The sequence below is a fragment of the Shewanella sp. MBTL60-007 genome, from assembly GCF_019654915.1.
Taxonomy (GTDB): domain Bacteria; phylum Pseudomonadota; class Gammaproteobacteria; order Enterobacterales; family Shewanellaceae; genus Shewanella.
In genome coordinates this window covers 58,019-70,916 of the sequence record NZ_BPET01000016.1, presented here as the reverse complement: position 1 = coordinate 70,916, position 12,898 = coordinate 58,019, and the positions used below count along the sequence as shown (strand labels likewise).

Below are 12,898 nucleotides of genomic sequence, written 5' to 3'. Positions count from 1 at the left end.
CTACATTTGTAATTCTCACAGCATAACTTGAGAACAGATAAATCATTTAATGATAGAAAATAGTGATTAACTCATATACTTGCATTTATAACTGTTCATATTTTAACAAAAACGCTGCATCCATCAGCATTATGTGCACTAGGTGAGCACTTAAGCGTATAATTTCATTTTTTTTCCCTTGTCGAGTTGACTCAATTGTAAGAGCGATTTAATATGCGCTCCGTCTTCAACGAGACGTAACTTAAACGATTCCCCTGTAGTTCAGTCGGTAGAACGGCGGACTGTTAATCCGTATGTCACTGGTTCAAGTCCAGTCTGGGGAGCCACTTTAATTTAGTTAGAATGTTTGAAAGGTTTTTACGACTCCCCTGTAGTTCAGTCGGTAGAACGGCGGACTGTTAATCCGTATGTCACTGGTTCAAGTCCAGTCTGGGGAGCCAACCTTTTCCTAACACCTCACCTGCTTTCCATTTCAATTCTGTATCACGTAATAAATCCACTGCAATTCAAGATCAAACCTGTTTATAATACATCCCACTAAACCAGTATTACTCTCCCTAAGAGTTTTTTGATCGTGTTGAACGGATTCTTTATGACAACCTCAAAATATTTCCAGTTGTTTCTTTTTTTGCTGTTTATAGGACTCTCCTATTTAAGCTACCAATACGCACACCAAAACCTCACTAAACAATCTGCTCAGCAACTTGATCAATACTCGACAGCGATCGCGCAGGAAAATGCATGGCAAGGTACAGGCCAAGCACTTTACGAAATGCTTAAGCCCAAATTTAGCTTTCAGTTTTTCCAATATATCGATGCGTTTGATAGCGGTAATAACTTCACTAGGGGTAAGTTAATCGCTGCAAGCGATTCTATGTTAGCGAAATTATTTATCATCGAATCACCCCATACTCAAGTTTTGGAGGCGGGCCGGCTACAGATCAAACTTTCCAGCCAGTTATTACAGAAACAAACTATCCGCCAATTCCAAAATCATCTGCTCATTATCTGGGGTTGCTTTGTTGTCATTGCCTTTTTCCACCTTCTGCTCAGCCTAAAACAGAGAAAAAGCATTCGTTCCATCACGGCAAATATCGAAAAGCTCAGTCAGCTCTCTTTTGAAGCTATCGACCAATCTCAGTTTAGAGGGGAATTTCGAAATATCGGCTTAACCTTAGAGAAAGCCAAACAGACGCTAAAGGCGAAAGTCGGTGAACTAAAAGAGCTCAATAACCAACTGAGTAAAACCGTGTTTCAAGACCCGATTACAGGTTTCGCGACAAAAGCACGTTTTACCGAGAAACTCGATGAGATCTGTAAAGCTGAGTCTAAAGAGTTCGGGATCTTGGTAATAGTCAAAGCCACGGAGCTTGCCAATATCAACCAACTACATGGTAGAGAGGCCGGTGATGATTATCTTTGCCGAATTGCTAACGAGATTAGGCTTGCTATAAATGAACCCACACGCTCGCAATTCTTTAGGATCTCCACAGCTGATTTTGCCGTTGTTATCCCAGATATAACAATTAAACAATGTTCAACCATCGCCAACCAATTGAAATCGTCTTTTCGCGAATATCAACACCAGATTGGCACGCCATCTATCGCCCATATCGGTATAGTGCCTTACCTTGAAGACAGCGATCCAGCATCCTTGATGACACTTGCGGACACGGCCGTCAGTATCGCTCAAACTCTCGGCCCCAATTGCTATCATATTCAGGAGAAACTCACTGGTGGAGAACTGTTTGGCGAAAGTCGCTGGAAGGTAGCCATCAACGATCTACTGAGACGTAAAGCCATCAAGTTTTATATTCAACCGATCCGCCCATGTCGTAATGATGTTGAATCTTATCGTGAGCTATTATCCCGATTTTATAATAGCGAAGGAAAACTATTACCCACGACAACAGTCATTTCCATGGCTGAACGTCACGGCATGAGTGAAGAACTAGATAAGCTAGTCGTACTCAATACCCTAAGGTTGTTGCTGCAAAGCCCGAATCTTACTGGCTTGATTGGCATCAATATCAGCGCGGCCTCAGCAACTAACAAGCCTTTTGTCTCTTGGTTAAAAAATATATTAACCAAACAAAGGCAGATAGCTGCAAGGCTCGTGTTTGAGGTGAGTGAGTCCGGTATGCAGACAAATCTCAGTGCCACCTATCACTTTATTAATGAACTCCATAGCGTAGGTTCACGGATCTCTATAGAGCGCTTTGGGCTCGGCTTTACCTCATTTAAGTTCTTTAAAGAGGTTCGTCCCGATTATATTAAGTTAGACCATAGCTATACCCAAGAGATCACCCTAGATCCACACAATAAGTTTTTCGTTAAAATGATTATCGATATAGCTCGCAAGCTTGGGATCAGAGTCATCGCCACAGGTGTTGAAAAACAAGAAGATAAGCTTGCGATGGAACAACTGCTTATCGATGGTTTGCAAGGTTACTATATCGCCGAACCTAGTCCATTGAAGCAGGAGGAAAAGACAGCAAATACCGTTTAATTCTGACTATTTATAAAGCAAACTTTTTATCCTTGCTTTCTATGTGTTGTTAATAGCTTAGGAAAAGCCGATAATAGCGGTAATTCTGTCTAACAAATTGATTAGAGATGAGCGAATATCTCCTGTTATTGATCGGCACAGTGCTGGTCAACAACTTCGTATTAGTAAAATTTCTTGGCCTTTGCCCCTTCATGGGGGTATCTAGCAAACTGGAGTCAGCCATCGGCATGTCGATGGCGACAACGTTTGTATTAACACTGGCCTCTATCTTAAGCTACCTAGTTAATCAGTATTTATTACTGCCGTTTGACCTAGGTTATCTGCGAACGATGAGCTTTATTCTCGTGATTGCCGTTGTCGTGCAGTTTACTGAGATGCTAGTTCAAAAAACCAGTGCTTCCTTGCATCGTGCGCTAGGCATTTACTTGCCTTTAATCACCACTAACTGTGCCGTACTCGGTGTCGCGCTTCTTAATATCAATGAAAAACATGGTTTTATTGAATCCGCTATCTTTGGATTTGGCGCTGCTGTTGGCTTCTCGTTGGTCCTGATTCTATTCTCCGCCATGCGAGAGCGCCTTGCCGCAGCCGATGTTCCTACGCCATTTAAAGGTGGGGCTATTGCAATGGTAACTGCGGGACTGATGTCACTTGCGTTTATGGGATTCACGGGGTTAGTTAAATAAACATGTCTGCTATTGTCATCGCTATTGTTGTACTTACAATACTCGCGCTCGTCTTTGGTGTCTTACTTGGATTTGCCGCAGAGAAATTTAAAGTTGAAGGCAACCCCCTTACCGATCAAATCGAAGCGCTACTGCCACAGACCCAATGTGGCCAGTGTGGTTACCCTGGTTGTCGTCCTTATGCAGAAGCCATTGCTAACGGCGACAAGGTCAACAAATGTCCGCCGGGCGGCACCGCAACCATGGAAAAGCTAGCCGATCTGATGGGGGTCGAACCCGAGCCACTTAACGCCACTGAAGCCGTTCAAGTAAAGAAAGTTGCCTTTATTCGTGAAGAAGAATGTATTGGCTGCACCAAGTGTATTCAAGCCTGCCCTGTCGATGCGATTTTGGGTTCAGGCAAGTTAATGCATACCGTTATTACCGACTACTGCACAGGTTGTGACCTCTGCGTTGCGCCCTGCCCGGTAGACTGTATTGACATGCTACCCGTAGAACAAACCACCAAAACCTGGAACTGGCGACTCAATGCCATTCCTGTTAAGCAGTTGCAAGAGGATAAGCCGTGTTAACTTTATTAGAGCAAATTGATAAAGGGACGCTTTGGCGCTCACATGGTGGTGTTCATCCTCCAGAATTAAAAACGCTTTCTAACAAAACCACTATCAGCGAACTGCCACTTGCCGTTGAGTATATTTTGCCACTGACACAAGTTGGCGATAGTGCCCTGCTCACGGTTAAGGTTGGCGATCGCGTCCTAAAGGGTCAGAGCCTAACTAAAGGAACAAGCTTCACGTACAGCCCTGTACACGCCCCAACCTCAGGTGTCATCAGCAAGATACAGCCAATGCCAAGCAATCATGCATCAGGTATTGCTGTACTGAGCTGCGTTATCGATGCAGATGGTCTAGATGAATCAGTCGAGGTTGTTGCTGCCGATGTAGCTGCTTTAAGCAATCAAGAGATCCTGAGCAAGATTCAGCACGCCGGTATTGCAGGCCTCGGGGGAGCGGCTTTTCCAACCCACATCAAGCTCAGCCCCGCCAGTGATATTGAGCTGGTTATAATTAACGGTATCGAGTGCGAGCCCTATATCACCTCAGATGATCGTCTGATGCGCGAGCATAGTGATGAGATCCTCTCTGGAATTGCTATTATTCAGAAACTGCTCAAGCCAAAGCGCATCATTATCGCTATCGAAGATAACAAACCCGAGGCGATTGAAGCAATGCAACATGCGCTTAATCGTAGCGAGTTAGCGACAGATAGCGCCAGAATCACAGCCGTTCCAACCAAGTACCCATCAGGTGGTGAGAAACAGTTAATTCAAATCTTAACTGGTCAAGAGGTGCCATCGGGCTCTATCCCTGCTCAATTAGGCATGTTAGTACAAAACGTCGGTACCGCTTACGCTATCCACGATGCAGTGGTCAACGGCCAAGCATTGACCCGCCGTGTAGTAACGGTAACTGGCTTAAACAGCCAAACGCCAGGAAACTACTGGGTTCCGATAGGCACGCCTGTCAGTCATCTGCTACAACAGCTTGGCTTTAACGGCAATCTAACCCAAGACAAAGTGATAATTGGCGGCCCAATGATGGGTTACTCTCTGCCAGATATCTCAGCGCCCGTGCTCAAGGGTACAAACTGCGTGCTACTGCCAAGCAGTGAAGAGATCGCGCCAGAACAGGCTGAAAAACCCTGCATTCGCTGCGGTGAATGCGCTGCCGTCTGCCCGACTCTCCTGTTACCACAGCAACTATTTTGGCATGCAAAAGCCGAAGAGTACGATAAGGCCACAAGCTTTAACCTACATGATTGTATTGAATGTGGTTGCTGTAGCTATGTTTGTCCAAGTGATATTCCCCTAGTGGAATATTACCGTATCGCTAAATCTGCAATACGCACCCAAACAGAAGAGAAGAAACAGGCAGACTTTGCCAAGCAACGTTTTGAAGCAAGAGCGCAGCGCTTAGAAGAGGAAAAGCTTGCTCGAGAGGCCAAAGCCAAAGAAGCTGCTGAACGACGCAAGACGACCATGTCTAGCGGCGATAGAGACGCAGTCGCCGAAGCGATGGCGCGTATTAAGGCTAAGAAAGCAGCTGAAAGCCAGCAAAGTGATACAGCACCTTCAGTAGAGGATAAAAAAGCCCAAGTTGCAGCAGCGATTGCCCGAGCTAAAGCTAAGAAAGGCAATACAAACCCTCAACTTGATAACAGTCAAACAACCGATGCGGCACCGGTAACCGATAAGAAAGCGCAAGTAGCAGCGGCTATTGCTCGTGCCAAGGCTAAGAAAGCAGCGCAAGCTGAGTCACCAGAGGTCGATGGTAAAGCTGAGGTTAATACTGAGGCTAATACTGGGCCTGTCGATACTGCTGTCACCGATAAGAAAGCGCAAGTTGCGGCAGCCATTGCCCGTGCAAAGGCTAAGAAAGCAGCGCAAGCTGCCAAAACTGATGGCACAGAGCAGCAGCTTAACCGCGAGGAAAACAAGTCCTCGGCCGATGATGCAAAAAAAGCACGTATCGCCGCGGCAGTTGCTAAAGCCAAGGCCAAAAAGCAATCTCAAGTTTGCGAGGCTCAACCGAGCGAAACACTAGACACGCAAAACACTGAGGCCTCAACCCCAGACAGCAGTGCAGCTGATGCGCCTGTAATTGAAACAGCAGCCACATTGTCTGCCGAAGACGCTAAAAAAGCACGTATCGCCGCGGCAGTTGCTAAAGCCAAGGCTAAAAAGCAATCTCAAGCTTGCGAGCCTCAACCGAGCGAAACACTAGACACGGAAAACACAGAGGCATCAGCCCCAGAAAGTAGTGCAGCTGAGACGTCAGTAATTGAAACAGCAACCACATTGTCTGCCGAAGACGCAAAGAAAGCGCGTATTGCTGCAGCGGTTGCTAAAGCCAAGGCCAAAAAGCAATCTCAAGCTTGCGAGCCTCAACCTAGCGAAACACTAGACACGGAAAACACTGAGGCATCAGCCCCTGAAAGCAGTGCTGCTGAGACACCAGTAATAGCACCAGCTGTCACAGAATCCGCCGAAGATGCAAAAAAAGCACGTATTGCTGCAGCGGTAGCCAAGGCAAAAGCTAAAAAGTTGCAACAAAAATTGCAGGAGAAGGAATAAACCATGGCGTTTAAGTTAGCCTCATCACCTCATTTGAAGGTGAAACTACAAACCCAAAGTGTGATGCGCCGGGTTATTTTATGTGCCCTGCCGGGTATTGCAGCCCAATGCTATTTCTTCGGCTGGGGCGTGCTCATACAAGTCATGCTAGCCATTGCTGTCGCATTGGCAGCAGAAGCTGCGGTGCTCGCCCTTAGAAAGCGAGCCGTACTTGCAACGATTAGCGATAACAGCGCCGTATTAACGGCAATATTGATTGGTGTCGCCATTCCGCCCATCGCGCCTTGGTGGTTGGTGGTGATAGGCACCCTGTTCGCCATCGTTCTAGTTAAGCAGCTCTATGGCGGCCTAGGCCAAAATATCTTCAATCCTGCAATGGCAGCATATGTCATGCTGCTAATCTCGTTTCCAGTGCAGATGACGAGCTGGTCGATTCCAACGGCTATTGCTCAAAATCCAATGGATATTGGCTTAACGCTTCAGGCCATTTTCGGCTCCATGAGTGCCGAGCAACTAAACCTTTATAAACTCGGTTTTGATGGCATCGCAATGGCAACCCCACTCGATACCGTTAAGACGGATCTCTCTTTAGGATTAACGACTTCTGAAAGCCTAAGCAAAGCGATATTTAGTGATGGCTACGGAATCGGTTGGTTTTGGGTCAACTTGGCCTACCTTGCGGGCGGTCTTGTTATGTTAAAGCTCAAGGTTATCCGCTGGCATATCAGTTTTGCGATTCTAGCTTCACTATTTATCTGTAGCAGTTTTGGTTATCTATTAAGTCCAGATACCCACGTTGGGCCATTGCTACAGCTGTTTTCCGGTGCAACCATGCTTGCGGCCTTCTTTATCGCAACCGATCCCGTTACCGCAGCAACTAGTGTTCGAGGACGTTTACTGTTCGGTACCCTTATCGGTGTATTGGTCTATGTTATTCGTACCTATGGCGGCTACCCAGACGCCTTTGCATTTGCCGTCCTATTGGCGAACCTCTGTGCACCGTTTATCGATTATTACGTCAAGCCTCGCACTTATGGCCACCGTACGGGCAACTGAGCATAAAGAGAATTTATTTTGAAAAAATCAATGTTAAAGAATGGTTTGCTTCTCGGTCTATTTGCGCTCTTGTGCACAGGCCTAGTCGCTGCAGTGAACCAATTTACTTACGATAAAATTAAGCAACAAGAACAGATTGAGCTAGCCCGTGTACTCCATCAAATCATTCCTGATGAGATCCACGACAACGAACTCACCGCTCACTGTATCTTGCTCAACTCGGTGGAATTTTTAGGCACTGACAACGCCCTGCCCGCTTATATTGCGACAAAGAATAATAAAGGCGTTGCTATCGCCATTGAAACCATCGCTCCCGACGGTTACAACGGTAATATCCGCATCATTGTCGGCATAAGCGATAAAGGAGAGGTGTTAGGCGTTCGCACCCTGTCCCACCAAGAAACACCTGGTCTTGGTGATAAGATTGAACTTAGAAAGTCTGACTGGGTGCGCTCATTTGACGGACTGTTTTTACTGTCAGATAAAGACAAGCGCTGGAACGTTAAAAAAGACGGCGGTGATATCGATCAGTTTACTGGTGCAACGATAACACCACGGGCCTATGTCAGGGCGGTTAGAAATGCCGTTAGCTATTTTAATGCTAATAAGTCACAGCTGTTATCGGCACCTGCCAATTGCGAGGTTGGAAAATGAGTGATTATAAAGAGCTAGCCAAACAAGGTCTTTGGAGAAATAACCCAGGACTGGTACAGCTTCTCGGGCTATGCCCTCTTCTCGCGGTTACCGCAACCTTAACCAACGCTTTAGGTTTAGGACTCGCGACCATGTTGGTGTTGATTGGCTCCAACATCCTAGTGTCTTTGGTGCGAGATTTTGTTCCTAAAGAGATCCGTATTCCTGTGTTTGTGATGATCATTGCCGCGCTTGTGACAACGGTGCAGCTACTCATCAACGCTTACGCTTATGGCCTCTACCTATCCCTAGGTATTTTCTTGCCGCTTATTGTCACCAACTGTGTGATTATCGGTCGTGCTGAAGCCTTTGCCTCTCGTAATAATGTCGCCAAATCAGCCTTTGACGGGCTGATGATGGGCTTAGGTTTCACCTTAGTCCTATCTATTTTAGGCGCGGCTAGAGAAATATTAGGTCAAGGTACGCTTTTTTATGGCGCCGATCAGTTACTCGGCGAGTGGGCTAAGTCATTAACCATCCATATTTGGCAGGTCGATACTAGCTTCCTATTAGCTATGCTACCTCCAGGCGCCTTTATCGGCATGGGCTTATTAATCGCACTTAAAAACGTTATCGACCAATACATGGCGTCTAGGCAGCCTAAAGTGGAACAAGAAGCGCCAACACGTGCACGTATTACCAAAGTGAATTAACCCATTTAGTGCGCAAGCGCGATGAGAGAAACACAAAGCATAACAATTACAAACGAGACGGATACGAGATAATGAACGCAGAGAAACGTCGCCTGATCCTTGAAAGGCTTAGAGAACATAACCCTCATCCAGAAACTGAACTAAATTTCTCAAGTCCGTTTGAGCTGCTCGTTGCTGTCACATTATCAGCTCAAGCAACCGATGTTAGTGTCAACAAGGCCACCGACAAACTCTTTCCGGTAGCTAATACGGCTCAGGCCATTGCAGACTTAGGTGTTGAGGGGTTAAAGCCTTACATCAAAACCATTGGCCTGTATAACAACAAGGCCATCAATGTAGTTAAAGCCTGTGAGATCTTAGTCGAGAAGTATAATGGTGAGGTACCAGAAGACAGAGAAGCCCTTGAATCGCTGCCTGGCGTTGGTAGAAAGACGGCTAATGTGGTGTTAAACACCGCTTTTGGCTGGCCAACAATTGCTGTCGACACCCATATAGACAGAGTTTCAAACAGAACCAAGTTCGCCATAGGTAAAAATGTTGTCGAAGTGGAAAAGAAACTACTGAAAGTGGTTCCAGCCGAGTTTAAGGTCGATGTACACCACTGGTTGATTCTGCACGGTCGTTATACCTGTATCGCCCGTAAGCCTCGCTGCGGAAGCTGTATTATTGAAGACTTGTGTGAGTTTAAAGATAAAGTTTACCCTGAAGAGTAAATAGTGACACTCTTAGAAAGAGTTAACAAAATACAAAAAAAGCCGCTATTAGCGGCTTTTTTGTATCCGTACGTCTATACCAATTGGTATTAGTACATACAGATAAAGAAAATAGTTAAAAACGCAGCAATAATTGCAGTAAGCCCCAGTGACATCTTTAATTCGGTTTGCATAGTGTTCTCCTTAAAATACTCTACTAATAGTATAAGATATATGAGAGTTTCCCAGACTATTTTAGGTATTTTGTGATCCATCCCAGACTAAAGAAATTGATCTCGCTCAATTTTTACAAAGTGTATCTATCATCCTAAATTTCGATATACTTCGGCTCACTACTCTATTACTTGGATATTTATCATGGCACAATTACTACATACCATGCTCCGCGTTGGTAACCTTGAACGCAGTATCGAGTTTTACACCAAAATCTTAGGCATGAAGCTACTTAGACAGAGTGAAAATAGCGAATATAAATACACATTGGCTTTTGTTGGCTTTGATGAAGAGTCAACAGGAAGCGCAGTGATTGAGCTGACCTATAACTGGGGAACTGAGTCTTACGACCACGGTAATGCCTTTGGTCACATCGCTATCGGTGAAGAGGATATCTATGCCCGCTGTGAAGCTATCGCAGCAGCAGGTGGCAAAGTCATTCGTCCTGCAGGCCCTGTGGCTGGCGGCGCAACTGAAATTGCCTTTGTTGAAGATCCAGATGGCTACAAAATCGAGTTTATTCAGATGAGCTCAGCTGAAAAAGGTTTAGGTTAAGCCTTAAAGCAAACAAAAAAGCGCCCTAAGGCGCTTTTTTAAGTTAATAGCATCGCTATTTAGAACTTCATGGTTACACCAGCAAAGTAGGTGCGACCAACAGTGTCATATACTTCTGGTACTGTACCACCGTCGCTACCGTTAGATACTTTTGATGGCTCTTCATCGGTAAAGTTCTTAACACCAGCACTTAGCATCCAAGCATCGTTGATGAAGTAAGAAGCAGAGATGTTGTGGTAAAGAACTGAATCTACCGTATCACCTGTACCTAAGTCATCCATTTCACCGATGTAACGGTTGAAGTACATTACGCTCCAATCGTCCTGTCCGGCTTTAATGCTAAAGTTATTACGAACTTCTGCATACGCTCCGAAGTTACCATCGATGGTACCCGTATAATCTTTACCGTCTTGCTCAAAGTTCAGCAAGTAAGTGGTATCGTTGCTCACAACCCAGTCTAGGTTCAACGCTTCAAAGCTATACGCTAAGTTAAAGTCGATACCGCTCGTGTCTTGGAAACCAACGTTAGTCAACGAGTTAGTCAGGTTAGACAAGTCACCATTTGGTCCAATGTTGAACGTTTCACATGCTGATGCGTCACCTGCATAACAAGCATCTAGACCTGCTTGAGTGTCAAGACGCGTAATCGCGTTCTTCACTTTAAAGCGCCAGTAATCAACTGTTAATGATAAACCGTCTATATAGCTTGGAGAGTAAACAAGACCTGCTGTATAAGACTCTGATTCTTCAGGCTTAAGATCTTCATCCGATGTACGGTTTACTAAGATCTGTGGATCTTGTTCATTGCCCCATGGATCTGTCAGGTAATCATAAGAGCCTGAGTCACCACCATATAGCTCACTCACGCTTGGTGCACGGAAACCTGTTGCGGCAACGGTACGAAGCATTAAGTCATCAGTCGCTTCATAAGTTAGACCAATCTTCCAAGTTGATGCATTACCAAATGTAGAGTAATCATCAAAACGCAATGCGAACTCACCGGTTAACTTATCGGTAAATGGTACACTCACTTCTTGGAATACAGAGATAACATTGTAGCTACCATCTGTTGGATCTTGCTGCGCTGCAGTACTTTCACCTGCTACGACAACTGGATCTGGATTGTAATAGCCACTTTCGTAGCGATATTCCGCACCAATTGCGAAAGCGACAGCACCTGCGTCTAAGTCAAACAACTCACCGTTTAAGCCAGCAGAGAATACGTGCTGTTCGTTACCACCATCAGCATTTTCAGTATATGCAACGCTGTTTAGTAGCTCTTGATCCGTCATTGGCTGACCTGTTAACCAAGGATCTTGATCCGCATAAATAGCATCTGCCATCAGGTTAGCATTGATAGAGTTCTCTACCTTGGTCTTAGCCTTGTTGTTACCATAGGTGTAAGACGCATCCCAGTTCATACCGGTATTGATATCTAATGAACCTTCTAGGCCAGCAGAGATCCTCCAAGTATCCGTATCTTGACTATAGATACGAGGACCGACGTCATTCATACGTTTTCTGTAGTTAACTTGACCTTTATCATCTGGCTTGATACCTGCATCAATCATGTCTTGGTCAAGCTCTAAGCAAGTCATAGGATCATCACCCGCTTCACACACATCTAGCATGATGTTGGCAGGCTGCGGTGCTAACTGCTGGTTAGACTTACGCTTAGTGTAAAGTACGTCACCCGTTAACACGATGTCATCGCCTAGCTCTTGAGTCATGTTAGCGAACAAACTGTAACGCTTGTTTGGTGTTTGATAGAAACTATCTTGGGTGTAGTCATAACCTTCTTCGCGGTCAACCCAGTTGCCGTTCTCATCTTTAACCTTACCGCCCAAAGAGCCGTTTGGAATGAATGAGCTTGAACCTGGATCTGTCCAATCACGGTCAGACTGTACTACGCCTTTACGCTCTGAGTATGCAGCACCAAAGGTGTAGTTACCCGTGTCGGTATTGAAACCATAAAGTGCACTGATCTCGCCGTTCTCGCCGTCACTCTTGTCGGTCATGCCACCGGTAACATCAACTTGAAAACCTTCAAAGTCTTTCTTAGTGATAATGTTAACAACACCAGCGATAGCATCTGAACCATATACTGCAGATGCGCCGTCCTTCAAGATTTCAACACGTGCAATCATAGCTACCGGGATAGCGTTAAGATCGACTGAACTATCCGCACCTGAACCAGAGTTCACCATACGACGGCCGTTCAATAGTACTAGTGTACGCTGTGAGCCCATACCACGAAGGTCAACCTGAGCAACACCGTCTGCACCATTGTTTGTACTTGAACCAACAGCGGCACCCGCCATTGATGTTTGAGCCTGTAGAAGTTCATCAACAGATGTAAAACCTTCTGCACGAATTTCTGCAGCACCAATAACTGTTACTGGCGAAGCGGTTTCCATATCTTGACGTTGAATACGGGAGCCAGTAACGGCAATGCGTTCTACATCGGCACCGACTTCTTCAGCGAAGGCTGTATTTGACACGGTATAAGCGCTGGTAGAAACCGAGGCGATTAAACCAAACTTAATCGCAGAGGCCAATTTAGATGGTCTGTTCATTATGTAGTACTCCCTAACCTATTTATTTTTATATACACGCCATTTGTTATTTTTGACGTTGATATGGATACTGCAATTTCACGTTTATGGCGTCAATCAAGCAATTTATTA

The 12,898-nt window shown here is 45.3% G+C and carries 10 protein-coding genes and 2 tRNA genes; 11 read left to right on the top strand and 1 reads right to left on the bottom strand.

The annotated features are described in order from the left end of the window. Window positions 1-250 precede the first annotated feature (250 nt). From K5Q92_RS07780 to gloA, 11 genes are all read left to right on the top strand, one after another. Window positions 251-326, top strand: a tRNA-Asn gene (locus K5Q92_RS07780). Between the two features lie 38 nt (window positions 327-364). Beyond that, a tRNA-Asn gene (locus tag K5Q92_RS07775) sits at window positions 365-440 on the top strand. A gap of 152 nt (window positions 441-592) precedes the next feature. Continuing rightward, complete coding sequence (locus K5Q92_RS07770; RefSeq protein ID WP_220768442.1) at window positions 593-2,509, top strand: EAL domain-containing protein; 1,917 nt, start codon at window positions 593-595, stop codon at window positions 2,507-2,509. 107 nt (window positions 2,510-2,616) lie between these two features. After that, complete coding sequence (gene rsxA, locus K5Q92_RS07765; RefSeq protein WP_012155587.1) at window positions 2,617-3,195, top strand: electron transport complex subunit RsxA; 579 nt, start codon at window positions 2,617-2,619, stop codon at window positions 3,193-3,195. Window positions 3,196-3,197: 2 nt separating this feature from the next. Next, window positions 3,198-3,767 carry an electron transport complex subunit RsxB gene (rsxB, locus tag K5Q92_RS07760; protein ID WP_220768441.1) on the top strand — a complete coding sequence of 190 codons (570 nt, stop codon included), beginning with the start codon at window positions 3,198-3,200 and terminating at the stop codon, window positions 3,765-3,767. Further along, a complete protein-coding gene (gene rsxC / locus K5Q92_RS07755; protein ID WP_220768440.1) occupies window positions 3,761-6,328 on the top strand; it encodes an electron transport complex subunit RsxC in 2,568 nt (855 codons plus the stop codon). Before rsxB ends, rsxC begins: the two co-directional genes overlap by 7 nt. 3 nt (window positions 6,329-6,331) lie before the next feature. Next, window positions 6,332-7,384 (top strand): electron transport complex subunit RsxD, encoded by a 1,053-nt coding sequence (gene rsxD, locus K5Q92_RS07750; protein WP_220768439.1) that lies wholly within the window; start codon window positions 6,332-6,334, stop codon window positions 7,382-7,384. Between the two features lie 18 nt (window positions 7,385-7,402). After that, the gene (gene rsxG / locus K5Q92_RS07745; protein WP_220768438.1) at window positions 7,403-8,038 is read left to right on the top strand and encodes an electron transport complex subunit RsxG; all 636 of its coding nucleotides are present in this window, start codon (window positions 7,403-7,405) and stop codon (window positions 8,036-8,038) included. Beyond that, window positions 8,035-8,730: an electron transport complex subunit E gene (locus K5Q92_RS07740; RefSeq protein WP_220768437.1), complete on the top strand. Its 696-nt coding sequence runs from the start codon at window positions 8,035-8,037 to the stop codon at window positions 8,728-8,730. Before rsxG ends, K5Q92_RS07740 begins: the two co-directional genes overlap by 4 nt. A 71-nt stretch (window positions 8,731-8,801) precedes the next feature. Continuing rightward, a complete protein-coding gene (gene nth / locus K5Q92_RS07735; RefSeq protein ID WP_220768436.1) occupies window positions 8,802-9,443 on the top strand; it encodes an endonuclease III in 642 nt (213 codons plus the stop codon). 357 nt (window positions 9,444-9,800) lie between these two features. Next, window positions 9,801-10,211 (top strand): lactoylglutathione lyase, encoded by a 411-nt coding sequence (gene gloA, locus K5Q92_RS07730; protein WP_220768435.1) that lies wholly within the window; start codon window positions 9,801-9,803, stop codon window positions 10,209-10,211. 59 nt (window positions 10,212-10,270) lie between these two features. Here the strand turns inward: gloA and K5Q92_RS07725 are convergent, their stop codons facing one another. Next, complete coding sequence (locus K5Q92_RS07725; protein ID WP_220768434.1) at window positions 10,271-12,787, bottom strand: TonB-dependent receptor; 2,517 nt, start codon at window positions 12,785-12,787, stop codon at window positions 10,271-10,273. Window positions 12,788-12,898 lie beyond the last annotated feature (111 nt).